This window comes from Xenorhabdus thailandensis, from assembly GCF_037996785.1.
Classification (GTDB): domain Bacteria; phylum Pseudomonadota; class Gammaproteobacteria; order Enterobacterales; family Enterobacteriaceae; genus Xenorhabdus; species Xenorhabdus griffiniae.
Map to the genome: position 1 here is coordinate 108,421 of NZ_JBBMXF010000007.1, position 23,325 is coordinate 131,745.

Below are 23,325 nucleotides of genomic sequence, written 5' to 3' on the forward strand. Positions count from 1 at the left end.
GCACCAGAGAAATTAGGGAGTGGATGCCAAACGCCGAGCAGCCTCGACGACAGAAGCTCGACGCCTGTCGTGTTCTTTCTGGCTTTCGGAACCAGTTAACATACGCGCCACTTGGGGTACAGCCGACCACCACCCAGCCAGTGCCAATACCAGAAACGCCAAATGGTCAGGCTCCAAGGCTTGTGTAAGCATACCTTGCTGCTGCCCATCGGCGACAGCCTGGACCTTGTAGCCATAGTATTCACGTCGCTGCTCCTCATCCGGAACCTCACCGTCGAAAATCAGGCCTTCCCAGCGCATAAGGCGGCTCAGTTCCGGGTGTCTGCTATGATAGTCGTAAGCTCGACCCGCATACTCCCCAATATCCTCAACGGCGAAAGACGTAATAGGGACTTCCTGTGCAACCTTGGCTAGTTCGCTGCGTAGTACGGCCGAAAATAGGGCGCGCTTATCGCCAAAATAATTGTAAATGCGCTCTTTATTTACACCAGCCGATCTAGCAATCTTTTCTACCGTGGTGCCATCAGGACCAAAGCGAGCGAATTCTATTACTGCTGCTGTCAAAATCTTGCATTTTGTTCCTTCGATATCCCAAGCCATCGTCTGTATTTTCTCCTCTATCAGTGGTTATCGTTGCTAGAACCATACTACACCAATTCCAACTTTATGGTTGGATATTAAATTGTGAAGCACACTATACTAATTTGTGGTTATAGTCTAGGAATCTCGCGTACTGTTACCCGTCGTTTTGGTAAGGCTGGACATCCTGTTGTTATTATTGCTCGCAACGCACAACATTTGGACTTTGCGGAGAAGCAATGGCGATCGCGGGTATTCAAGCTCGGGCTTTGCCAGCCAACTTAAGTAATATCGAAGAAGTAAAACATATACAACACGTCAAACTCATCCCATCATTTTCGCCTCAACGATACCACTATCGTTGCAGGCAGTGCGTCACTTACATCATCCTTGAAGAAGTGATAGAAACTACTCGCATTATTTCCTCTAACTCATCACTAGGATTATAAATAAAAAATTCACCTTTCATCAGAATTTGGGCATTTCTCTGCGCACTTGCATACTTTATATAGTCACCATCATGCGTGATACTAAACTTGGATATCCCAGACAAATGCTCAATCCGCACAGTAGAGTGACCGTTAACCCTATTAGCATAATAAAGATGACTGGCAACCGTTCCGGGAAAACAGCAAGCAGCAGCTAAGCAGCAACCACCGGATACCGCGACAGATAAATGAACGTTTTTGGGCGTGAGATACCTGATAGTAATATCTCCTTTGGATAAAGGAGGTGCAACAATGGCGACTTTGGGTTGGGTGATAGATCAGGGCAAGAGCGTGAATGCTCACTTCTTGCCCAATACCTTAAATCCTGCGACTAATACCTTGTCCAGATAGTTAATATCCATGCTCGCAAACCGTTGTTTTCGGCGAATACTCACTTTTTTGGTTGTTTCTACCCGCAACATATTGACACTGATATGACGCATACATCCCAATATTTCAGCCGATTCTCCCCGATGGATAAGGCAAGCATCTTCTCCCATAGTGACATCAAGAACCCAGTGTAATCGTGTTTCGATCCCCCAGTGGCTCCTGACAGCGGTCGCAAATTTATCCGTGTTTAGCTCCGCTGAACTGATGTAATAACGATAATCGAGCGACTCTTTTCCTTTATTATTAATTCGATACCCGATTGCTACGCCGATGCTTTTTAAGTTTTTCCATTCAGGAAATGGTTGGGATAACGCTTGTGCAGACAATACATGATATTCACGCGCTTCTATACGACCATGCCCTTGTTCTATCGTGATATTTTCGGCATGACTCACTGCTGAGACTTGCGCAGACAACGCCTTCTTGACGGCGTGATACAGCGTTTCCTGATTGCCTTTCACCGCCAGAAGATAGTCACCTTCTTGCTGCACAATTTGTTCCGCAATCTTCGTTTGACATCCCATCGCATCAATCGTTATCAGGCAGCCTTTGATATCCAGCAAACGGAGTAATTTAGGGATCGCAGTGATTTCATTGGACTTTTTGTCTGTCTTCAATTGCCCCATCACAACGCCATTCTGGGTGGCAAACGCACTTACATCGACTGCCGATCCTTGCCGTGATAAGTTCCCCGCAATGTTTTCCCGTCAATGGCGATAATTTCCCCTTCAGAACGTTCATTAATCCCTTGAACCCACTGGATAAAACAGTGCTGAAACTCAACAGGATTGAGACGAGAAATAAGTCGAGCGATAGAATCATGTCCCGGTATTCCATTCGGGAAAAGTGATTTTTTTTGATACCAGTCCAGATACGTTTCGCCGAAATCTTCAATATCTTCCCATCCTTCCGCGCCGGCGATGATGGATGTAATTGCCAGAAAAAGGATATCAAACAAAGGATAACTGATCTTAGACGACTGGCGAGGGTCTGTTAACGTACTGAAATATTGAGAAAAGGCATCGATGCTCATGAGAATACTTCCTAAAAAAAGAAGGATGAGATGATGTTTTTTCTTATCCGTCAACCCTAAATTTTGTTAACAAAAAATTCACGCTCTCACCCTGGGTGATAGATTCTGCTAAATCCTTTTCATTCATCACTGTTCCATTTTTCTGACGAATGCCCATCTTAATCCCCATCTCTAACCTGATTTGCATGATTTTTTCTTGTAATACTTGATTATTTTTAATTTCATTGGGATTTTCGTAACCCGAAATTCCCAAACTTTCTGCATTGATAATAATCATAGGTACAGCGACATCAATACACGTGACCGGAATACCATTCACTTTATCAATCAAATTTCCTGTCGGAAAAAGGGCTTTTGTTTTTGAACATGCAGGATCTGCAAATGATACATTAATCTCAGGAAAATCACCCACTACACCAGGTATATGTGCCAGTTGGTATTTAGGTGACACATTCGGCATCGTACACACAATATTTTTATTGGTATTTGTATTATAAATACTTAACTTTCCATCGGGCATTAACAACTTTTCTTCTGGGAGATCTCTTATTACCAAGGGTATTGATGAGGTCATATTTCCACAGTTAACTTCCCACGATACGGTACTACTCTCTTTTTCAAGTTGAGCAAAAGTGCTAATCACCTTTTTAGCTTGATAATCGATATCAATAATAAAAGCTTTATTACTGGTTGTCGTTTCCCTACCCAACCCCTGTAGTTGTTTATTATTTTCATTTTTTCCTTCAAGAGGCACACCCATGATATGTCTAATAATTTCTTCTTTGAGTTCTTTTTTTTCTGGTAGATGTTTTTGTAATAAAACGATACCGGTTGAAGTTCCGCCTCTCACATAATAGAGAGGAATACGAATAGGAAAAGATAATTTTTTCATATTATTACTATGACTAAGTTAGTTTTGCTATTATTTAATAACCTCATGAAACAGAGAAAATATATTGCATTAATGATAAACAAAACAGAAACAAGGATTCTATTTATTAGTAACAGATTGTTGTCACTAATAATGCCAGGGAATTTAATAGCGTGAATGACTCAAGAATCGAGGATGGGACAAAAGAATAAGGATAATAATTTACTCCATAAAGTCATAGTCATAAAAAGCATTCAGGCCATATATCCTGCCCTGATAAAAATAGCATCCACCAGCCCCCAATTTTTTACGACTATTTTTAATAATACGATTAATGCGTTGATTATTTTGATTGATTTTTTATTAATATCAGGTTAAATGAGGTTTATTTATATAGTGTAAGATATATATAGGTGGTTATTATATTTTTCATCAAAATAAAGTAGTTATAATCAATAGAACTCAAAAGTTGACGGGTGAATATAATGAATAAAAAGACCACATCCACACCCCATGATGCGGCTTTCAAAGGGTTTATGACTCAGATTGAAAACGCTAAAGATTTTTTTGACATCCACCTACCGGAAAAAATCAAGCAACTATGTGATCTTAGCACATTAACATTAACCAACTCGTCATTCATCGATCAACAGTTACGTTCGAGAATGTCGGATGTCCTCTATTCGGTGCAAACGCAACAAGGGGAGGGTTATATCTATGTCCTGGTTGAACACCAGTCTACCCCAGATAAAATAATGGCATGGCGAATGATGCATTATTCTTTTATGGCGATGAATCAGCATCTGCAACAGGGAAACAAGACACTGCCGCTGGTTGTACCCGTCTTGTTTTACCACGGTGAGCGCAGCCCTTATCCTTTCCAGCAAACCTGGACGCAATGCTTTCCGTTGCCCGAATTGGCGAAAGAGATATACTTTAATCCATTTCCGTTAGTCGATGTCACTGTGATTGATGATAATGAACTGGTGAATCATCGCAAAATCGCCGTGATGGAACTGGCGATGAAGCATAAAAATTTGCGGGAAGGGTTTAAGGCCGTGACCGCGTTATTGGCACAGGCCCTTAAGCACAATTATAATAGTGACAATGATGTGGTCACTATTCTTCATTACCTGTTTAACACGATGGATTCACCGCATTTTGAACAGATTATCCAGCAACTGATTGAACAGACAGATAGTCGTCAGGAGGTGATTATGACTATTGCTCAACGATTACACGAAAAAGGCCGGAAAGAAGGCCTTCAACAAGGTCTTCAACGAGGTATGCAACAAGGTCTTCAACGCGGCGTGCAACAAGGGGAAGAAAAGGGTCAACGTGATGCACGACTCGAAATAGCACGTAACCTGTTAAAAAATGGTGCTAGTATCGAACTAATTATGGAAAGTACCGGCCTGAGCCGTGAAGCACTGCTTTCCCTGCAATAACCTCTCATCTTTATCCTTTTTTCGTGTTTTCTTACCCACGTTTTGGAAGCGGGTAAGAGGATTTAATAGATGCACCGCATTTTGTATAAGTACTCCAGCAGCTGATTAAACAGACAGATAGTCGTCAGGAGGTGATTATGACTATTGCTCAACGATTACACGAAAAAGGCCGGAAAGAAGGTCTTCAACAAGGCGTGCAGCAGGGTCTTCAACAAGGGGAAGAAAAAGGTCAACGTGAGGCGAGACTCGAAATAGCACGTAACTTGTTAAAAAATGGCGCTAGTATCAAACTGATTATGGAAAGTACTGGCCTAAGCCATGAAGAACTGCCCTCCCTGCAATAATCCCTCATTATTCCCTTTTCGCATTCTCTTACCCGCATTTTTTGCGGGTAGATGAAGTAATAAAAATATAAAGAGAAAATAATGACAACAAAAACAACACACAATTACATTATTCGCCTCATCACTCAACAAGACAATGCAAGCATTGCCGCTGTGATCCGTGAGGTTTCTGCTGAGCATGGCTTAACCGCAGACAAAGGTTTTGCCGTCGCTGATCCAATACTGGATACCCTGTACGAAGTTTACAACCAGCCACGCAGCGCTTATTGGGTGGTTGAAATGGATGGCGAAGTCGTTGGCGGTGGCGGTATTGCTCCGTTGGCTGGTGGTGATGGTGATACTTGCGAATTACAGAAAATGTACCTTTCATCGGTATTACGTGGAAAAGGTATTGCCAAGCAAATCGTGAAGCAATCTCTCGAATTTGGCACAGAGCAAGGCTTTAAACGCTGCTATCTGGAAACGACAGAGAATCTGAAAGCCGCCATTGCCTTGTATGAAAAGCTGGGCTTCAGCTATCTTGATAAGCCTCTTGGTAATACAGGCCACAGCGACTGTGAAGTCAGGATGCTCAAAGCATTATGATGCTATATAGCTTTCAATTAAAGATAGTCAGCCCCACGGTTTAAGTGGGGCAATTTGTTGGTTTGACGCAATCCTCAAAATCTTAATGGAGTTTGGGTTCATCGTCCTCAGGGGGAAAGAGATCACCGTCATCTTCATCATCAGGCGCATTAGGGTCTTCAAAGTACGTTCCCCAACCGTCGTAATTTACACCTATCTTTCCAGCCAGATCCATGAGCTGCTCAACCTGTGCGTCGATCAATTCAGCTTCCAGACGACTTTCGCTGATCACATCACAACACATCAAAACAACACCGTCTTCTGTTTCCAGCTCTTCTGCATCCGTCACTTCATAGCCTAACCTGAAAGCTTCAAGGGCTGCCTTTTCCAGTTGGTCGAAGTCTTCTGCCGAAAAATGGTGCTCAATAATATAGAGTGCATCCGGATCACTGCCATCTTCCAATAATTCTTCGATGATCAAGCGAGTTTCTTCACACTGTTCTTCTAAAGCATGTGGGTCTGCCATGCCAATCCCCTCTGTCAGTTGGCTGTCTTATTTTGCATTCTCCCATCTTTTATGTACAAAGGATATATCTATCCAATTTGTTCAAAAAGAAATACATAACTAAGCGGCTGATCTATAACCTGTCTTGATACATTCACGCCTATAAACTCTGCACACAGGGCTTGTAATTGCATTTTTTTATCGATATATAATGAATATAAATTCAATATTGCCTAATGGAGACAATGCATGATGAACCCATTTTTTAAGCGTTCTTTCCTAAGATTACTTGACATTACTCCCGCAGAAATTGGTATCCTTTTAACTTTTTCTCATGCATTAAAAGCGAATAAAAAATCAGGTTCTGAATCTCTCTTACTCACCGGGAAAAATATTGCCTTGATTTTCGAAAAAGACTCTACTCGTACACGCTGCGCATTTGAAGTCGCAGCCCATGACCAAGGTGCCAACGTTACCTATTTAGGCTCAAGCGGCAGCCAGATCGGGCACAAAGAATCCATCAAAGATACCGCACGGGTACTTGGGCGTTTATATGATGGCATCCAATACCGTGGCTATAACCAGAAAATTGTCGAAACACTTGCGCAATACTCAGGTGTTCCGGTTTGGAATGGCCTGACGGATGAATTCCACCCAACCCAACTATTGGCTGATTTAATGACAATACAGGAACACAGCCAAAAGCCACTCTCTGAGATCAAATTTGCCTATTTGGGTGATGCCCGTAATAACATGGGTAATACTCTGCTGGAAGCGGCTGCATTGACAGGGATAGATCTCCGTTTGGTTGCTCCAAGAACATGTTGGCCGGAAAAAAATTTAGTTGCGGAATGCCAAAAACAGGCAGAGAAAACAGGCGGCCAGATCACCCTGACAGAAGATATTGCGCAAGGAGCAAAAGGGGTCGATTTTCTGTATACCGATGTTTGGGTATCAATGGGAGAACCCAAATCGACCTGGCAAGAACGCATTGCATTACTGAAGCCTTATCAAGTCAATATGGATGTTGTGAAACTCACAGGCAACCCAGAAGTGAAGTTCCTGCATTGCCTGCCTGCTTTCCATGATGAAGAAACAACACTTGGTAAGCAGCTGGCAGAGGAATTCAATTTATATGGTGGTCTGGAGGTCACGAATGAAGTATTTGAATCAAAACACAGCATTGTGTTTGATCAGGCTGAAAACCGAATGCATACCATTAAGGCCATAATGGTAGCAACACTAGTAGAAAACCTCGTGTTGTAATCGTTGATTTATATTTCGCGTCCGCGCATATTGGCAAAAATCAAAATGCCAATATACCCAGCTTACTTGGATCTTGTATCTTCAAGTAAGTTGGGTATTCTTCACTCACTTTCAGTTAAAAATCAGAAAATAACTCTATCACTATGTACAAATTTCCAATATATTGATAGTCATCACATTAAACAATATTAATTTAACAATTTGATTTATATTGAAAATTATCAAATTTGGAAAAAAATTTCTCTAAATTAAACAAATTTAGTTACTTTTTGGAAAAATTTTTTTATCCCTCTATGCCATATTCTTTTTCAGTAATGTGATACTCCCCCTAAAAATATTGATAATCAATTTATAGGATTATAAGAATGACAAAAAACATAGCTACAGCATTAATCCATGGTGGAAAACAGCAGGACAAAGAAAACCATGCTATTTTCCCTCCCATTACAACAGCTAGTACGTTTGTACAACAAGATCTCTCTGAACAGGGTGAATATTGTTATTCCCGTTGCAGTAACCCAACACGTTATGCCTATGAAACATTATTAGCCGAAATAGAAAATGGTATTTATGCAACTGCAACCGCCTCTGGTGTAGCTGCCGCGGCTTTAGTCTTAAACTTGTTACCTAAAGAATCCCACATTATTGCGATGAAAGGAGTTTATGGCGGCACGTTTCGTTTATTTGAACGGGTAGCCATTGAAAATAATGGTCACCAATTTGACTATGTCGATTTAAATAATCTCAATGAAGTTGAGGATAAAATAAAAGATAATACTCGATTAATTTGGATAGAAAGCCCAACTAATCCATTATTAGAATTAGTTGATATTAAACGTATTTGTACATTCACAAAAAAATACAATATCTTAACTTGTGTTGATAATACATTTGCAACCGCATGGAATCAAAAACCACTCGAATTGGGGGCAGATCTTGTCATGTTATCCACAAGTAAATATATCGGTGGCCATTCGGATTTGATTGGAGGAGCGGTTATTACAAATCGAAATGATTTAGCCAATAAGCTGGATTTCCTAAAAACAACCACTGGTGCCATTGCATCTCCCTTTGATGCCTATTTAGCATTACGTGGATTAAAGACATTAGCGTTACGAATGTCAGCGCAATGTGCTAATGCACTTGAAATTGCCAATTTTCTGCAATTCCATCCCAAAATTGAACAAGTCTATTATCCCGGTTTACCCACTCACCCGCACTATTCCATTTGCCAGCAGCAAATGCGCGCAGGTGGTGCTGTCGTTACGATCAAATTAAAAGGTGAACTAGAGGATACAAAGAGGTTTGTAAACAAGCTACGCTATTTTGTTTTAGCAGAATCTCTCGGTGGTGTGGAGAGCATGGTTAACCATTCTGCCACTATGTCACATGGCTCAATGACAAAAAAAGAACGTGAGGAAATTGGTATTTATGATACCGTATTACGCTTATCAGTAGGAATCGAAGATATTCGCGATTTATTAGCTGACCTTGAACAAGCATTAGAATAAATTTACTTAATATAAAAAATAACAATAAAATAAGGTGAGTAAAAAAATGAATGATTACGGTATTTGGACCATTATCACCCCTGTTGTCACAATTATTTTAGCTATATTTACCCGCCAGGTTATTTTATCGCTGCTACTCGGTATATTAGTTGGTTTTACTGTCATTAATAACCATAATGTTATTTTAGGTATACAAGGAACTATTGAAGGTATTATTGATACTTTTTCCTCTTCAGGTAATACAAAAACCATCATTTTTATGTTGATGATTGGTGGCATAATGCGGCTTGTGGTTGTTACAGGGGGCGTGCGATCTTTAGTGCGTTTACTCACTAACAAGACACAACTGATTGAAAATAAAAAATCTGTTCAATTTTTGGCAATGATCATTACATCATTAATTTTTATTGAAAGCTCAATTAACCAATTAATTGCTGGAGCATCAACCAAGAAATTAGCCAAAAATTACGCTATTCCACCAGAAAAAATGTCTTACATTATCCAGACGTCCTGTGTTTCTGTTTGTTCTTCTGCCATGATTAATGGTTGGGGTGCTGCAATGATGGGGATCATCGGTGTACAGATTTCCAGGGGATTAATCAACGGTGAGCCATTCGATATCCTGGCTGGATCTATGGTTTATAATATTATGGCTTGGTTATCACTGGCTTCTGTCTTATTTTATATTTTTTCTAATTTTTCTTGGGGGCCAATGAAAGCCGCAGAAACTCGAGCCTTACATGAACATTTGAATAGTGATATTGAAAATAAGCACAGCGAAGATAATGATGATATTATTGAACACCCCAACTGCCATACTTCATTAAACTTTTTTATACCTATTTTATCGACAGTATTAATGCTCCCTCTTGCTCTCTACATTACAGGTGATGGTGATTTGAGTAAGGGAAGCGGTTCAACCTCTATCTATTGGAGTGTTATATTTGGAACCACGATCTCTTTTTTCTGGTTTTTATTACGTCGTGTTTTAACCATGGAAAGTTTTTTTAAAGAGCTTTATATTGGTTATGCCAGCATGATAAAAATAAGCTCTGTCATGGTATTAGCCTTCTTAATGGGTAACGTTTCTGCTGATTTAAATACCGGTGCTTATATTGCACAAATGACTTCTGGTATTATTCCGGCTGGTTTTTCCATCGGTTTTATTTTCCTGATTAGTTCCATCATGTCATTAGCAACAGGTACCTCATGGGGGACATTTGCAATTATGATCCCCATTGGGGTACAGCTAGGTATTTCAGTGGGTATGCCTCCTGAATATATGATCGGTGCCGCAATTGCGGGTTCCATTTTTGGTGATATGACGTCGCCAATTTCCAGCGATGCTATCGTTGCATCAATGGCAACAGATTGTGACCATATTGAACATATTCGGACTCAAATGCCATATGCATTGGTTACTGCAAGTTTCGCTCTCGTTATCTATTTCTATTTAGGCTTTACTTATTAACTGGCAAGCCGCTGAGGATAATATGTCTTTAAAAGAAAATTTAGCAAATTTTACCCGCATTGATTTACTAAAAATTGCAACGATAATGGATAAATTGGAAAATTTATCCCACTATTTAGGGCGCGATATTTATATTAAGAGAGATGATTTGACTCCCCTGGCAATGGGTGGGAATAAATTACGCAAACTGGAATATCTTATTGCCGACGCATTACAAAAAAAGGCTAAAGTTATTGTTACCGCTGGCGCAATTCAATCAAATCATGTACGACAAACAGCCGCTATGGCGGCGAAATATGGACTAAAATGCGTCGCTTTATTAGAAAATCCAATTCAAAGCCAGGACAATAATTTTCTCAATAATGGTAATAAATTACTGACGGAATTATTCAGTACCCAATGCGTCATGTGTGATGAGTTAACCGATCCAAATAAGCAAATGGAAGAATTGGTTGATCAACTCAATCTCGAAGATGCGTATATTGTGCCTGTCGGTGGTTCCAATGCCCTTGGTTCATTGGGTTACGTGCGTTGTGCATTAGAAATAGCTGAGCAGCGTCCAAAAGACGTGGAGTTTGCTGCCGTGATTGTCGCCTCTGGAAGCGCAGGTACACATGCAGGGTTAGCTATCGGGTTACACTCCGTACTACCACAAACACCTGTTATTGGCGTTACCGTCTCACGTGTTACAAGCGAGCAAGCACCGAAAGTCAGTCAATTGCAGCAAGAAATCAGCTCGCTCTTAGGCCAAACAACCTGCCCAGATGTTCTTTTGTGGGATAATTATTTCGCTCCCATGTATGGCATGCCAAATAAGCCAGGATCAGAAGCCATTACGCTATTAGCACAAAAAGAGGGTATTTTATTAGATCCCGTCTATACCGGAAAAGCGATGGCGGGATTAATTGATAACGTACTGAATAACACCATCGAAAGTCAGAAGCCATTGCTTTTTGTTCATACAGGTGGGGCTCCTGCATTGTTTTCTTATTCTTCTATAAACGCAATCTAACTTTACAGAAAAAACAGCTATCTTTTTGGCTGTTTTTTCCAATTTTATGAAGTTTTTTGGCTCACACTTGGCAAAATCATCGCCGACTACTCATTACTAACTTAAACGCAAACAACAAAAATAATCCGCCTGTCGCGCGGTTCATCCACTTGATGACATTTTCACGACGTAATAGATAGGAAAACGGGCGGGTGGCATAAATCAGCGACAATGACCACAAGGTGCCGAGTAATACATGGATCGCCACTAAACTAAATGTCCATAAAGTGGGTGAATGCCCTTGAGGAATAAACTGTGGCAGGAATGAAACATAAAACACACCCATTTTGGGGTTCAGTACATTTCCTAACATTCCTTTGATAAACCAATTCTGCTCCTTAACGGAAGAAGATATCTCCCCTCCAAGATCTGTTTTGGGATGCCAAATCATTTGAACTCCCAACCAGCATAAATACAATGCGCCACACCATTTTAATATGTTGAATGCCAGTTCTGATACAGCAATCAATGTGCCAAGGCCAAATGCCACCATTGCACCCCAAATAAAACATCCCGTATTAATACCAAGAGCGGCCTGAAAAGCTTTTTTACTCCCTTCCACCGTTGCAGTTCGCAGAACTAACGCGGTGTCCAGGCCAGGGGTCAATGTGAGCAAGGTCGCCGCTACTGTAAAGGCGAGCAGAGAGTCCATAACTGTCATATTTATCTCCGAATAAAAAAACAGGGGTAATAATGTTAAATGATACTTATATATATTTAACAGGCACCATTTTTGTCAACCAAACACCATTATCTGCCTGGTAAAATTCAAAGCCTTGTTCATACATCAAATAAACTGCAATTTTCAGGATAACCATCTTACCGTTCTGTGATACAAAATCTCAATTGACGATGGTTACCAGTGATGTTGCTTTTGGGATCAACGGGTACTCAGTTTGTCCACATTCTTACTAGCGTACCTATTCTCTTACGCCAATAAATTGAAACGGTGATTAAAGTCTGCCGTGGATCCTGCAACTTATTGGAAGCAATTAGCAAACTATTTGCCGTTTCCCACCAACAGAAAAAACAGTCTAATGATGCCGACAAGTACCTTGCCTGCTTCAGTCTTGATTGGGAAAGTATTCGACTTTAACAGAAAAGCAATAGACAGGAGAACAACAATATAGAACTAAACAAGCCGCAACATTGGCGCGTGATGCTCAGGTCAAACACTTTATCGCTACGCATATTAGCAGACGCTATAGAATTGAGGATTGCCCGCGATTATTGGCGGAATGTCGGGAAATATTTCCAAATACTGATTTGGCCACAGATTTCGCCACATTTATTGTTAAATAAAAATGTTGTAAGGAAAATATGATACCTATACGCATTAAACTTCAAGTTGCAATTTACGACACGGTATGAAGCCTGATTTTTCCCCGCTTCACGGCAGGGCGAGAACATACTTTGATTAATATTTGCACTTAAAATGTCAGCATTGTTCTTTAACTCTTTTGTTAACTATAAATGTCTAAAGAACTGAAATTTAGCTTAATTATTACCCGATATAAAACTGTGATAATCAAATATTGAAAATTATTAATCTTTAAAAAGCAGTAAAAATAGTGTGCTTGCGCCCTGCGCTTCACGAGGAGAAATCACAGGCATCTTGAAGTTAGATTGGTATATATACATCAAAATAAATTCTGGTAGAAAATAGATTTATATTACCTATGTCTGGTTAGTTCCCTTCAATAAAAAACAAAATATTTGAGAGATAAAAATGAATTACGCAAAAGTCTCACCCAAGATTATTAACCCGTTATATAAAAGCTATGAAGAAATCCATGCCTCTGAACTGGATCAAAAGCTCGTTCTATTGGTAGAAACACGGGTATCTCAAATTAATGGTTGTGCCTATTGTTGCCATCTTCATGCCGAAGCAATCCGCAAAGATCATGGTATAGCACAAGTAAAATTGGATAAGTTACCTGCATGGTTCAATTCCAATATCTACAGCCCAAAAGAAAAACTGGCATTGGAATGGTGCGAAGCCTTGACGATAAATCCCAAGCAAAGTACGTTGGATAAGATTAAAGAGCGCCTGGATGCTGTTTTTACAGAAAAAGAGATTGTTGACCTGACAGCAGCGATCTCCTTAATAAATGCCCTTAATAGAATGGCGATCAGTTTAGGTGATCGAAACGAATAATTATATCATTATGCAGGCTATTTAGCCTGAGCATGAATTGAAACAAAAATTTCTTCCGGCAATCCTTGCGATGAATGCTATCGTGAGTATAATGCGCGACGATTTGCTGGGAGAAAACATGAAAGATTGCGCTGTCAAAGCTATTACACAATACCATGCTAACGAAACACTGTCTGCTGGCAGCGTAAACGCATTGTTTTTCCCATTGCTTAACCGAACATTTAAAAAGCCCCTCAATTGAGGGGCTTTTTTTTGCCTGATCAGTCCAAGGCTAGAAGTCATAAAAGAGGAACGTAAACATGGCTAATCCGTTATATCGCAAGCATATCATTTCAATTAATGATCTGAGCCGCGCAGATCTGGAACTGGTATTGCAGACGGCCGCTGCATTAAAAGCCAATCCACAGACTGAGTTACTGAAATACAAAGTGATAGCGAGTTGCTTCTTTGAAGCCTCCACACGTACCCGTCTCTCTTTTGAGACCGCCATTCAACGACTTGGCGCTTCTGTCGTGGGCTTCGCTGACAGTAGTAATACTTCATTGGGTAAAAAGGGAGAAACGCTGGCCGATACCATTTCCATTATCAGCCAATACGCCGATGCAATCGTTATGCGTCACCCACAGGAAGGTGCTGCACGACTGGCTTCTGAGTTTTCCGGCCATATCCCTGTTATCAACGCCGGCGATGGCGCAAACCAGCATCCGACCCAGACGTTACTCGACCTGTTCACCATCCAAGAAACTCAGGGCAGGCTGGAAAACCTGAAAATTGCGATGGTCGGTGATTTGAAATATGGCCGTACTGTTCATTCACTGACACAAGCACTGGCGAAATTTAACGGCAACCATTTCTGTTTTATCGCGCCAGACGCACTTGCAATGCCAAGCTATATTCTGCATATGCTGGAAGAAAAACAGGTAAGTTACAGCCTCCACAATAACTTTGAAGATGTGCTGCCCGAACTGGATATTCTGTATATGACCCGTGTCCAGAAAGAACGTCTTGACCCTTCAGAATATGCCAACATCAAGGCTCAGTTTGTCCTGCGCGCGGCAGATCTGATGAATGTTAAAGAAAACCTGAAAGTACTACACCCGCTGCCACGTATTGATGAAATTACAGTCGATGTCGATAAAACGCCATATGCTTACTACTTCCAACAAGCAGGAAATGGTATTTTTGCCCGTCAGGCATTATTATCGCTGGTATTGAACGAAGAAGTTGTTATAGAAAATAAATAGCCATTAAATTTTTATTTCTATCTCTTCCATACATTTTATCCAGCTCGGTTTTTAATGAAGAATACATTGTTATCTTCAAAAACCGAGCCTAATTCACACACTGCTATATCAATCACCTTTCAAGAGCGTCTTACTCCCTGTTACGCGGGGAGATATAAACAATCACATTGATTTGCAAGCTACAAATTGAATTTGGCTTGGTATAACTATTAAGTCCGAAGAACAATAATACTTTATAAAAGACGTTGAGGCTCAAATCCATTCTGTTCAGTAAGAGATAATGTCACCGGTACAGATTTTGAAGCTGGTGTGCCTGTACCATCACCAATACTTTCCATTGGAACTAATGGGTTAGTTTCAGGGTAGTAAGCAGCAAGGTTCCCGCGCGGAATGTCATAAGGCACTAACTTAAAGCCGGAAACTTTACGCTCAATACCGTCATTCCATACTGTTTCGATATCGACCAAATCACCAGCCTGATATCCCGATTGTGCAATATCTTCTGGGTTCATAAACAACACTTCCCGCTGACCATAAACTCCACGGTAACGATCATCCAACCCATAAATCGTAGTGTTATATTGATCGTGTGAACGCAAAGTTTGCAAAGTGAAAGGAACATCAGTGCCTTCAATTTGTGGGAACAGCGTTTTCGGCAGTGGTGCATGACTGAATTCGGCTTTTTTGCTCGGTGTTGCAAAACGTAACTCGGCCGCCGCATTGCCAAGATAGAAACCACCAGTGTGTTCACATTTTTTATTAAAATCATCAAACCCTGGAATGGTCGCTGCAATATGATCGCGGATTTTATTGTAGTCTCCCGCTAATTCCAGCCAGTTAATGGTTTCAGTATTGCCGACTGTCTCATTAGCAATACCGGCAATAATCGCTGTTTCAGAACGCTGACTATCAAATAATGGCTTATTTACACCCTCTGAGGCATGAACCATGCTGAAAGAGTCTTCTACCGTCACAAACTGTGCACCTGTAGCCTGAATATCTCGCTCGGTACGTCCTAATGTCGGCAGAATCAGTGCGCCTTTTTTACCGGTAATAAGATGGCTCCGGTTTAATTTTGTGCTGATGTGTACCGTCAAATCACAATGCCTAAGCGCTTCTTCTGTTCGCAGACTATCTGGAGCCGCTGCCGCAAGGTTCCCACCCAGCGCGATCAAAACCTTGACTTCATCACGCAACATGGCGCTCAACGCTTCCACAACATGGTGACCATGGGCACGAGGTGGCTCGAAACCAAAACGAGCAGCCATGTTATCCAAAAAAAGTTTGGCCGGTTTCTCATTAATTCCCATCGTCCGGTTACCTTGTACATTACTGTGCCCACGTACTGGACAAAGCCCTGCACCCGATTTACCCAATTGACCAAAAAGTAATTGGAGGTTGACGATTTCGCGCACCGTAGCCAAAGAGTGTTTGTGTTGAGTTATCCCCATTGCCCAGGTACAAATAACGCGCTCTGCATTCTGATAAATGGCAGCCGCTTCACGCAATTGTGCTTCGGTCAATCCCGATTGAGCTTCAATCAATGACCATTCGGTTGCCGCAACGTGTTGCAAATAAGCATCCACTCCGCTGGTGTAAGTTGCGATGAATGCCAGATCAAAAATACCTGATTTGCCTTCAGTCAGCAGGGCGTTATGGGTTTCTAACAGTGCTTTGACTATCCCTCGCACGGCAGCCATATCGCCACCCAATTTGGGCTGATAGTAACGGTGGCTAATTTCCCCAGCCAATGGAGTCATCACTTCGAGCGGTTTTTGTGGATCAGCGAAACGTTCCAATCCGCGCTCACGCAAGGTATTAAAAGTGACGATGCGTGCTCCACGCTCAGCAGCATGTCGCAAGCTATGCAGCATTCGTGGATGATTTGTTCCGGGGTTTTGACCAAATATAAAGATGGCATCGGCATGATCAAAATCTTGCAGCCGGATGGTGCCTTTCCCAACACCTAAGCTCGCCAACATACCGGAACCGCTGGCTTCATGGCACAAATTAGAGCAATCAGGGAAGTTGTTGGTTCCCACTACACGGCCAAACAACTGGTACAACCATGAAGCCTCATTACTGGCTCGCCCCGAAGTGTATAGTTCGAGCTGATTGGGGTGATCCATCGCTTTAATGTGGTTGGCAATCAGGGCAAAAGCATCATCCCAACTGATCGGCTCATAATGATCCGTCTGCGGGTTATAGCTCATCGGTTCAATCACCCTTCCCTGGTATTCAAGAAAATAATCACTTTGTTGATAAAGTTGACTAACACTATGGGTTGCGAAGAATTTTCGATCAACATACCGACGAGTTGCTTCCCAAGTGACTGCTTTGGCACCGTTTTCGCAAAAACTAAACAGGCTTTTGTTGTCATCTCCCCATGCGCATCCGGGGCAATCAAAGCCCTTGGGTTTATTCATGCGCATCAGGTTAACCATATTTTTCAGTGCTTGTTTACTATCAAAGACAAAACGGGTTGTTGCCTCCAGTGAACCCCAACCACCAGCTGCCGCATGGTAAGGTTTTATTTTTGACTTGAATTTCATAAAAATCTCTATTTTTTATGTCGTGACCAACACGATCAGGTCACATATTTACAGGTGAACCAATAACGTCGATTTCATTCATTGGTGGCTTACCACCAATGTGATCATACTCCTATCTGCCCAGTGTGATAATTATTTCCGTGGTTATATCACGAAAAAACCGAACTATTATGACAATACGCATCTGTTTACAGATAACTTCACCCGCTAATTCGATAAAACGCTGCGGGTTATTTTTGAAGGCTTTCGGCTTAGCGCCTAAACCTAGCAGGATGTCGATTATTGTCTGGCGGGTCAGATGGGTTTGATAAGTTACGACACGGTGACACAGAATCATCGTTATCAGTATATGTGGCAATGGCTTAAATATGTTGGGGTGCTTATGGAATAATTTTAATTATAGTAACAACTAAAAATGAAAACCATGAGTGTATCGCTGTCATGAAAATTTATTTAATATTTATCAATATGTTATTTAATTATCCAGATAAAAATCCTCCCTAAAAAGCGTTTTGGCATAAGCTGCTCGTTATGTCTTACAAAACGACAAACACAACGAGCAGGAACACAAACTTCACGATGCAGATATGGCCCCTTTCTTTTATATCCTTTCCCTGTAACCTACACAGACTATAGAAATTTCCCTGATGCTAGCCCATTGAATTAATAATACTTAATAGATAAAATATTATTATCAATATGAACGTTAGACAATATATTATCAAAGAGATGATATAATGCAAGATTCAAACAAGATAAAAACAACTGAAGCCGATGCCTTGCTATCCAACATCGCACAAAACATTGATTTTTTGATGAAAAAAAACAATGTAGACTCCCAAACCCTAAGCCACTTGACAGGTTTAGGGATTGCGACAGTCAACAGCCTTAGACGAGGTGTTGGTAACCCGACTATTGCAACTATTTCATCCATTGCGGATGTATTTGGTGTAAACATTGGTGAAATTACAGACAACAAATTATCTGAACCAACAGAAAATGAAGAAATTATTTCATCAATACCCCTGGTTCGTTATGATGAATTAGATGGCTATGTATTGGGTAAAATAGTCAACACAAATTTATATAAATTGAGTATTCAAGATGAGCATAAAGGAACCCTCTTCGCAGTAGAATTTTCAAATAACCTCCTGTCCCCATATTTTGATAGTAAAACTATTGCAATAGTTTCTAAAACTGAAAGCTTTTGTGACAGTGACGTAGTACTCGTAAAAATCCAAGATGCTCCAGTTTGTTTTAGACAAGTTTTTGTCGGTGAAAGCGGTATTTACTTTTCAATATTAGGGATTGAAAATGAACGCAAAACAGTTTTAACTAAGAACTATACAATAATTGGAGTAGTGATTAAATCAATTAAAAAATTAAAATAGGAAATAAATAATGGTGAAAATAATTGATTTTTTCAAAAGAACATTTAAGCCCCGTTATATATACAGCTTGCAGAAATTTGAACCGGTAAAAGAAAATGGATTTTACATATTGAAAGAGTCAGGTACACATACATGTATAAAAGCAACAGCAGAAGATATTTTTGAAAGTGATTTATTATATAATATAAATCCTGCTGATATAATATTTATAACAAAATTTGAAGAGTATGATATGAGAGAAAAACAAAAGTTTGAAGTAGTTGAAGAAAGAAGAGATTTGTCATTCACAATACAAAATGCCTATTCTATTAGAAAAATAAATGGCAAAGAATTGCTTGCAGACCAGAACATTATTGAAAAGTTAGATCCAACAATCCTCGTTAGAATCGCTTATATGTCAGGATTAAAAGATGGAAGAAAAATTTCTGATGAAATATCAAAAACAGAAAAAATAAAGGCCGCCAAGTTCACAAAATTAAAGGTAATAAAGTGACTAACTCTTATCCTACCCACTCAAAATTCAAATATGACTCCCTATTCATTGCCTTATCCGTCACAATAATGGTAACTTGTGATGTACTTGTCTATAAAACTCTGGATTTTAATGGTTTTAAAATAACATTTAGCGGAATATTATTCTCTTTTTATTTTCTGATATCCACCATTCAAACGGAAGTTTATGGATACAGACAAGGGGTAAAAACTGTCTGGATAATCGTCCTATGTCAATCAATCTTTGTAATGATTATCTTTGTCGCATCACATACACAACCACAAAACAATCCAATATCAATGAACTTTCAGTCATTATTTGGAGAGTTTTGGCGTGTTATGATCGGTACATGGATCTCTGTACCCATTTCTTATTTTATAAACGGGTTCGTCATATCTAATTTAAAAAAAGTTTTTCTTGGCCGCTTCTTTTTTATAAGATATATCATTGCTTCAATGGTTACCCAAGCCTCCCTTCTACTATCAGCATATCCTATAAGCCTCTCGTCAAAATATAGTTTCAATGAATTAATCACAATAATTTTGACAACATGGTCTTATAAAGTGATCATGTCTATAATTCTTCTTCCGATAGGAATAATCTTAGCTGATAAAATCAAAAAATTAGAGTCAACTGATATATACGATTGGAACATATCATATAATCCATTTATTTTCAGAGGTAATAAAAAATGAAAGTTATTCACTTAACAGACATACATTTGACCCAAAACAGAGAGCAAAAAATATTTGATGTAGATCCTTATGAAAATTTTGATTTTGTGTGTGAAGAAATATGCAGAATAAAAAATATTACTGAAATAGAGTTAATTGTCATATCCGGTGATATTACACATAATGGTGATGTCGATGCATACCGATATTTTTTGAAAAAGATGGAAGCATTAATGACTCCCTATATAGCTATACTTGGCAATCATGATCTCAAGAGTAACTTTAATATCGCTGTCAAAGAAGAAAAAAACTCATTCATTATCCATTCCCGCGAATATAAAAATAAATCCTGGAATATTATTTCCATCGATACTGTTGTTGAAGGCGAGGTTTTTGGCTTTATATCCAAAGATAATCTGGCAGAATTAGAAAGAAAAATGATTAAAAGCAGCGAGTGTAATACTGCCATATTCATGCATCACCATGCTATCCCAGTTGGTACTCCAATTGTAGATAGCTATATATTGAATAATAGCAAAGAATTACTGGATCTTTGCGAAAACTATAAGATTAAATTTATCGGCAGTGGACATGCACATACTCCACGTATTTGGCATTACAATAGAATGACGACATGTGTTGCTCCTGCGGTTGTATCCCAATGGCTACCAGGCATAGATACTGTCAAGATATCAAGGGGCTTTGGTTTCAATATCATTGATTTTTCATCTGATTTATCTATAACTTCATGTATTTATTAATTTTTATTTCCTTTATTTTCCAATATGGCAAAATCAGCCGCCCCTAATGACGCTTTATTCCATGGATGGATAACTTAACTATAAGCACTCCGGCCAGCGTCGTCACGATATCGCTGAACGTGTTTGACGTTGACTTGAGTCTCACCCGCTTGGGGACTATCGCTTATGATAGTGATTGGAAAAATATGCATCGCCATTTTTGTCAGTAAAAAACAGCTATAAAACCAAGACAATCGAAGCGTTTAAATCCATACATATCCCAAAGGACAGCATTATTCCATATCATAAATTACCCACCACAAAATAAACAAATGTTCCTATATAATTACCAATGACATAGCCGACAGTACCAATTACCATAATCGGGCCAACCAGATTAATCCAACCACGGCTAATTGCCATTGCGGCTGCGGTAGTGGGTCCGCCGATATTGGCATTACACGCTAAAATATTCTCCTCCAGGCTGAAATTAAATATTTTTCCTACGGCAAAAGTCAGTACCAGGTTGAGCATAGTAATCACCAAGACGAAAGCAAATAGCAGAGGCGCATGGTTAATAATAAATTGGATGGATGCAGGTATGCCAATCACGACAAAAAACATATAAATGGCATAAGTACCTAATTCCTGAGTACCATTCAATTTACTGAATGTTTCTTTGAATATTGTGACGATAATAAAAGTGACAGTAGTCAGAAGCAGGTATTTATCGGAAATTAGGCTGAAAACCAGCTCTTGGTAAACGTTATTTGGCTGACCAAGCAAAGTTTTTAGCCATGATGAAAGCTGAAATGATAGTGCGACAATAAAAACTGACCATGCTAGAGATAAGGCAATATCTTTTAGAGCGATATTTTTTGGTTTCCAATAAGTCGCTGCCAAAGGTTGGGATTTATCTAAATTGGTTGTATTTTCAACCAGGTCGGTATATGGGCTGCCCCAAAATGTTCTCGCCACCGTCCAACCAGATAAGAGCATCAGGATAATAAAATAGGCAGCCATCATAAAATGATCAGCAACGATGGTAGAAGCCACCATGTCTTGGGAAGTTTCTAGCTTGGCAGCCATTGCCGCAAAGTTCACCCCACCTCCCGTATAAGAGGCAGATATCATGCCACTGATTTTATCTAACTCTGGTATGTAATCCCTGAAAAGCCAGAAGGAGACGATTGTACCAACCATGGTAGCAACGGAAGAAATCAGGAAAAGTATCAGTAATCGACCACTTTCTTTAAGGATGCTATGCAGGTTGGTTTTAAATAATAATAAAGGAATTGCCAGTGGCAGGATATATCCCCAAACAGCATCGTAAACGGGTGCTTCGGTAGGAATAATATTTAAATTGGAGGCAGAGACAGCAATAATCAATGCAATGACTGCTCCCGGTATTTTAGATGCCCATTTAAAACGCTGTTCTGCTACTATGGCGGCAGCAACAGTAATCATAATAAAAGCCCATAGCATTAATGAATTGTCAGCTGTAATGAGTGTATTTTTCATTATTTTTTCCGATATTTTTTTAAATAAAAAAGAAGATATTTACACACTGACTTATCAATTTATTTCTTCAAATAATATGAAGTCTCATCTATTGCTCCATAAATAGCTGTCCGATGATTATAAAAGGCCCACATGGAGTTACCGTAATCATAATGCCACCATTCAGTCGGTAAATTAGTGAACCCGACTTGCTTCATAACACGATAGAGTAATCGACGATATAAAGTGGCAGGCATGTTTTTTTCAGGTGCTTTTTCTAACGCGGCGGTGTAGGAAAGCTCATTCACTTCATCAAACTCCGTTCCCAAAAAAAGTGCATGACCAGATTCCATATCAAAGAGTGTGACATCCACTGCACCCCCTGTCAGATGTGGGCTGATTTGGTTTTTTCCTACGGGTACTGGAGCTACAAATTGCTGCAATAATCTCTGCTGTTCTTCAGCCGATAATTCTGTATATTGCTCTGCGATCTTTGCTTGTGTTATCTCTTGCAAGGCTTGCTGAGTTTTCCGTGAACGCCAGCCATCCAATACCAAAATCCCTAAATGAGCAGGAAGTAATTGTGATGCGATCCTTAATTTTTCGGCCACGCTTTTTCTTACCATACAATATTCAATGGAACCTTGTATTCCCGCCAAATAATAAACAGATTTTTGTTTTAACTTATTTGAGTTGGTAATAATTTCTAACGATTCATGGCACTCATCAATAGGAATTTCATTAATTATTTTCCAATCAAATCCCCTTTTTGCCGAGATTTTTTCCGCAGCATTCTTTCCTAAGTTTATATTTCCAGAAGAAGCAGATAGTAACATATTCGGCCTTATACTGTAGTATTGGTATGGATCGCATTCAAATAACAATGTATTTACAGATTAGCAACACAATTGCTATCCATCAAATTTTATTTATTTTCTATATGTTGAATTAAATCGTCTTTTATACCCATCCAACTTCAAGTTGTCGCTTGCAAATCAATGTGATTGTTTATATCTCCAAAAGGTAATCAGATGAAATGCCAAATTTTCTAT

23 protein-coding genes and 2 pseudogenes are annotated in these 23,325 nt (G+C 39.7%); 15 read left to right on the forward strand and 10 right to left on the reverse strand.

The genetic code is table 11. The annotated features are described in order from the left end of the window. Window positions 1-12 precede the first annotated feature (12 nt). Window positions 13-600, reverse strand: a complete 588-nt coding sequence (locus AAC853_RS02955; protein ID WP_340613656.1) for a TetR/AcrR family transcriptional regulator — start codon at window positions 598-600, stop codon at window positions 13-15. Window positions 601-684: 84 nt separating this feature from the next. Here AAC853_RS02955 and AAC853_RS02960 point away from each other — a divergent pair, with 84 nt between their 5' ends. Continuing rightward, on the forward strand, window positions 685-864 hold the full coding sequence (locus AAC853_RS02960) for a hypothetical protein (RefSeq protein ID WP_338883563.1): 180 nt from the start codon (window positions 685-687) through the stop codon (window positions 862-864). A 94-nt stretch (window positions 865-958) separates the two neighbouring features. Here the strand turns inward: AAC853_RS02960 and AAC853_RS17760 are convergent, their stop codons facing one another. The 3 genes and pseudogenes from AAC853_RS17760 to AAC853_RS02970 form a co-directional block, all read right to left on the reverse strand. Beyond that, on the reverse strand, window positions 959-1,342 hold the full coding sequence (locus tag AAC853_RS17760) for a PrpF domain-containing protein (protein ID WP_422824189.1): 384 nt from the start codon (window positions 1,340-1,342) through the stop codon (window positions 959-961). A gap of 24 nt (window positions 1,343-1,366) precedes the next feature. Then, window positions 1,367-2,490, reverse strand: a pseudogene (locus AAC853_RS02965) (ISAs1 family transposase). Window positions 2,491-2,533: 43 nt separating this feature from the next. Then, window positions 2,534-3,382 carry a PrpF domain-containing protein gene (locus AAC853_RS02970; RefSeq protein ID WP_340613657.1) on the reverse strand — a complete coding sequence of 283 codons (849 nt, stop codon included), beginning with the start codon at window positions 3,380-3,382 and terminating at the stop codon, window positions 2,534-2,536. A gap of 464 nt (window positions 3,383-3,846) precedes the next feature. Here AAC853_RS02970 and AAC853_RS02975 point away from each other — a divergent pair, with 464 nt between their 5' ends. The 3 genes from AAC853_RS02975 (at window position 3,847) to AAC853_RS02985 (ending at window position 5,738) form a co-directional block, all read left to right on the forward strand. Next, window positions 3,847-4,809 (forward strand): Rpn family recombination-promoting nuclease/putative transposase, encoded by a 963-nt coding sequence (locus AAC853_RS02975; RefSeq protein ID WP_340613658.1) that lies wholly within the window; start codon window positions 3,847-3,849, stop codon window positions 4,807-4,809. Window positions 4,810-4,946: 137 nt separating this feature from the next. Then, the gene (locus AAC853_RS02980) at window positions 4,947-5,153 is read left to right on the forward strand and encodes an RpnC/YadD family protein (RefSeq protein ID WP_340613659.1); all 207 of its coding nucleotides are present in this window, start codon (window positions 4,947-4,949) and stop codon (window positions 5,151-5,153) included. 81 nt (window positions 5,154-5,234) lie between these two features. Next, window positions 5,235-5,738: a GNAT family N-acetyltransferase gene (locus AAC853_RS02985; protein WP_340613660.1), complete on the forward strand. Its 504-nt coding sequence runs from the start codon at window positions 5,235-5,237 to the stop codon at window positions 5,736-5,738. A gap of 82 nt (window positions 5,739-5,820) precedes the next feature. Here AAC853_RS02985 and rraB read toward each other — a convergent pair whose 3' ends face one another. Beyond that, window positions 5,821-6,243 carry a ribonuclease E inhibitor RraB gene (gene rraB, locus AAC853_RS02990; RefSeq protein ID WP_338883570.1) on the reverse strand — a complete coding sequence of 141 codons (423 nt, stop codon included), beginning with the start codon at window positions 6,241-6,243 and terminating at the stop codon, window positions 5,821-5,823. A 231-nt stretch (window positions 6,244-6,474) separates the two neighbouring features. On the opposite strand from rraB, the gene argF reads away from it, so the two are divergent. The 4 genes from argF (at window position 6,475) to AAC853_RS03010 (ending at window position 11,482) form a co-directional block, all read left to right on the forward strand. Continuing rightward, complete coding sequence (gene argF / locus AAC853_RS02995) at window positions 6,475-7,488, forward strand: ornithine carbamoyltransferase (RefSeq protein WP_340614153.1); 1,014 nt, start codon at window positions 6,475-6,477, stop codon at window positions 7,486-7,488. A 365-nt stretch (window positions 7,489-7,853) separates the two neighbouring features. After that, window positions 7,854-8,999, forward strand: a complete 1,146-nt coding sequence (locus AAC853_RS03000) for a trans-sulfuration enzyme family protein (protein WP_338883572.1) — start codon at window positions 7,854-7,856, stop codon at window positions 8,997-8,999. Window positions 9,000-9,045: 46 nt separating this feature from the next. After that, window positions 9,046-10,470, forward strand: a complete 1,425-nt coding sequence (locus AAC853_RS03005; RefSeq protein ID WP_338883574.1) for a Na+/H+ antiporter NhaC family protein — start codon at window positions 9,046-9,048, stop codon at window positions 10,468-10,470. Between the two features lie 22 nt (window positions 10,471-10,492). Further along, complete coding sequence (locus tag AAC853_RS03010; protein WP_340613661.1) at window positions 10,493-11,482, forward strand: D-cysteine desulfhydrase; 990 nt, start codon at window positions 10,493-10,495, stop codon at window positions 11,480-11,482. 76 nt (window positions 11,483-11,558) lie between these two features. On the opposite strand, the gene AAC853_RS03015 is transcribed toward AAC853_RS03010, so the two are convergent. Then, the gene (locus tag AAC853_RS03015; RefSeq protein WP_338883578.1) at window positions 11,559-12,182 is read right to left on the reverse strand and encodes a LysE family translocator; all 624 of its coding nucleotides are present in this window, start codon (window positions 12,180-12,182) and stop codon (window positions 11,559-11,561) included. A gap of 46 nt (window positions 12,183-12,228) precedes the next feature. Next, a pseudogene (locus AAC853_RS03020) lies at window positions 12,229-12,351 on the reverse strand (RNA 2'-phosphotransferase); the annotation flags it as partial. 899 nt (window positions 12,352-13,250) lie between these two features. On the opposite strand from AAC853_RS03020, the gene AAC853_RS03030 reads away from it, so the two are divergent. The 3 genes from AAC853_RS03030 to pyrB are packed head-to-tail and all read left to right on the forward strand — an operon-like array spanning window position 13,251 to window position 14,923. Further along, the gene (locus tag AAC853_RS03030) at window positions 13,251-13,679 is read left to right on the forward strand and encodes a carboxymuconolactone decarboxylase family protein (protein WP_340613662.1); all 429 of its coding nucleotides are present in this window, start codon (window positions 13,251-13,253) and stop codon (window positions 13,677-13,679) included. Between the two features lie 37 nt (window positions 13,680-13,716). Continuing rightward, window positions 13,717-13,920, forward strand: coding sequence for a hypothetical protein (locus AAC853_RS03035; protein ID WP_340613663.1), 204 nt, complete (start codon window positions 13,717-13,719; stop codon window positions 13,918-13,920). Between the two features lie 58 nt (window positions 13,921-13,978). Next, window positions 13,979-14,923: an aspartate carbamoyltransferase gene (gene pyrB / locus AAC853_RS03040; protein ID WP_338883582.1), complete on the forward strand. Its 945-nt coding sequence runs from the start codon at window positions 13,979-13,981 to the stop codon at window positions 14,921-14,923. A gap of 233 nt (window positions 14,924-15,156) precedes the next feature. Here the strand turns inward: pyrB and AAC853_RS03045 are convergent, their stop codons facing one another. Continuing rightward, entirely contained in the window at window positions 15,157-17,475 is a 2,319-nt protein-coding gene (locus AAC853_RS03045; protein ID WP_340613664.1) for an FdhF/YdeP family oxidoreductase, read from the reverse strand. A 737-nt stretch (window positions 17,476-18,212) separates the two neighbouring features. Between AAC853_RS03045 and AAC853_RS03050 the strand changes: the two genes are divergently transcribed. From AAC853_RS03050 to AAC853_RS03065, 4 genes are all read left to right on the forward strand, one after another. Next, entirely contained in the window at window positions 18,213-18,866 is a 654-nt protein-coding gene (locus tag AAC853_RS03050; RefSeq protein WP_338883585.1) for a helix-turn-helix domain-containing protein, read from the forward strand. 10 nt (window positions 18,867-18,876) lie between these two features. Further along, the gene (locus tag AAC853_RS03055) at window positions 18,877-19,359 is read left to right on the forward strand and encodes a hypothetical protein (RefSeq protein WP_338883586.1); all 483 of its coding nucleotides are present in this window, start codon (window positions 18,877-18,879) and stop codon (window positions 19,357-19,359) included. Window positions 19,360-19,427: 68 nt separating this feature from the next. Beyond that, window positions 19,428-20,054, forward strand: a complete 627-nt coding sequence (locus tag AAC853_RS03060; protein ID WP_228005950.1) for a VUT family protein — start codon at window positions 19,428-19,430, stop codon at window positions 20,052-20,054. Beyond that, a complete protein-coding gene (locus AAC853_RS03065; protein WP_340613665.1) occupies window positions 20,051-20,794 on the forward strand; it encodes a metallophosphoesterase family protein in 744 nt (247 codons plus the stop codon). The genes AAC853_RS03060 and AAC853_RS03065 overlap by 4 nt, the downstream gene beginning before the upstream one ends. 282 nt (window positions 20,795-21,076) lie before the next feature. Here AAC853_RS03065 and AAC853_RS03070 read toward each other — a convergent pair whose 3' ends face one another. Together AAC853_RS03070 and AAC853_RS03075 are read right to left on the reverse strand one after the other, a co-directional pair. Beyond that, the gene (locus AAC853_RS03070; RefSeq protein ID WP_338883588.1) at window positions 21,077-22,294 is read right to left on the reverse strand and encodes a DUF819 family protein; all 1,218 of its coding nucleotides are present in this window, start codon (window positions 22,292-22,294) and stop codon (window positions 21,077-21,079) included. Window positions 22,295-22,353: 59 nt separating this feature from the next. Continuing rightward, window positions 22,354-23,109 (reverse strand): M15 family metallopeptidase, encoded by a 756-nt coding sequence (locus tag AAC853_RS03075; RefSeq protein ID WP_340613666.1) that lies wholly within the window; start codon window positions 23,107-23,109, stop codon window positions 22,354-22,356. Window positions 23,110-23,325: the final 216 nt, after the last annotated feature.

Excerpts from the sequence above, each read along its gene's own strand:
- AAC853_RS02975 (WP_340613658.1), top strand. The coding sequence starts at position 3,847 with ATGAATAAAAAGACCACATCCACACCCCATGATGCGGCTTTCAAAGGG.
- AAC853_RS02980 (WP_340613659.1), top strand. The coding sequence starts at position 4,947 with ATGACTATTGCTCAACGATTACACGAAAAAGGCCGGAAAGAAGGTCTT.
- AAC853_RS03075 (WP_340613666.1), bottom strand. The coding sequence starts at position 23,109 with ATGTTACTATCTGCTTCTTCTGGAAATATAAACTTAGGAAAGAATGCT.
- AAC853_RS03055 (WP_338883586.1), top strand. The coding sequence starts at position 18,877 with ATGGTGAAAATAATTGATTTTTTCAAAAGAACATTTAAGCCCCGTTAT.
- AAC853_RS03000 (WP_338883572.1), top strand. The coding sequence starts at position 7,854 with ATGACAAAAAACATAGCTACAGCATTAATCCATGGTGGAAAACAGCAG.
- AAC853_RS03005 (WP_338883574.1), top strand. The coding sequence starts at position 9,046 with ATGAATGATTACGGTATTTGGACCATTATCACCCCTGTTGTCACAATT.
- pyrB (WP_338883582.1), top strand. The coding sequence starts at position 13,979 with ATGGCTAATCCGTTATATCGCAAGCATATCATTTCAATTAATGATCTG.
- AAC853_RS03070 (WP_338883588.1), bottom strand. The coding sequence starts at position 22,294 with ATGAAAAATACACTCATTACAGCTGACAATTCATTAATGCTATGGGCT.
- AAC853_RS02955 (WP_340613656.1), bottom strand. The coding sequence starts at position 600 with ATGGCTTGGGATATCGAAGGAACAAAATGCAAGATTTTGACAGCAGCA.
- AAC853_RS03045 (WP_340613664.1), bottom strand. The coding sequence starts at position 17,475 with ATGAAATTCAAGTCAAAAATAAAACCTTACCATGCGGCAGCTGGTGGT.
- AAC853_RS03010 (WP_340613661.1), top strand. The coding sequence starts at position 10,493 with ATGTCTTTAAAAGAAAATTTAGCAAATTTTACCCGCATTGATTTACTA.
- AAC853_RS03065 (WP_340613665.1), top strand. The coding sequence starts at position 20,051 with ATGAAAGTTATTCACTTAACAGACATACATTTGACCCAAAACAGAGAG.
- AAC853_RS02985 (WP_340613660.1), top strand. The coding sequence starts at position 5,235 with ATGACAACAAAAACAACACACAATTACATTATTCGCCTCATCACTCAA.
- AAC853_RS03015 (WP_338883578.1), bottom strand. The coding sequence starts at position 12,182 with ATGACAGTTATGGACTCTCTGCTCGCCTTTACAGTAGCGGCGACCTTG.
- AAC853_RS03030 (WP_340613662.1), top strand. The coding sequence starts at position 13,251 with ATGAATTACGCAAAAGTCTCACCCAAGATTATTAACCCGTTATATAAA.
- argF (WP_340614153.1), top strand. The coding sequence starts at position 6,475 with ATGAACCCATTTTTTAAGCGTTCTTTCCTAAGATTACTTGACATTACT.
- AAC853_RS02970 (WP_340613657.1), bottom strand. The coding sequence starts at position 3,382 with ATGAAAAAATTATCTTTTCCTATTCGTATTCCTCTCTATTATGTGAGA.
- AAC853_RS03050 (WP_338883585.1), top strand. The coding sequence starts at position 18,213 with ATGCAAGATTCAAACAAGATAAAAACAACTGAAGCCGATGCCTTGCTA.
- rraB (WP_338883570.1), bottom strand. The coding sequence starts at position 6,243 with ATGGCAGACCCACATGCTTTAGAAGAACAGTGTGAAGAAACTCGCTTG.
- AAC853_RS03060 (WP_228005950.1), top strand. The coding sequence starts at position 19,428 with ATGGTAACTTGTGATGTACTTGTCTATAAAACTCTGGATTTTAATGGT.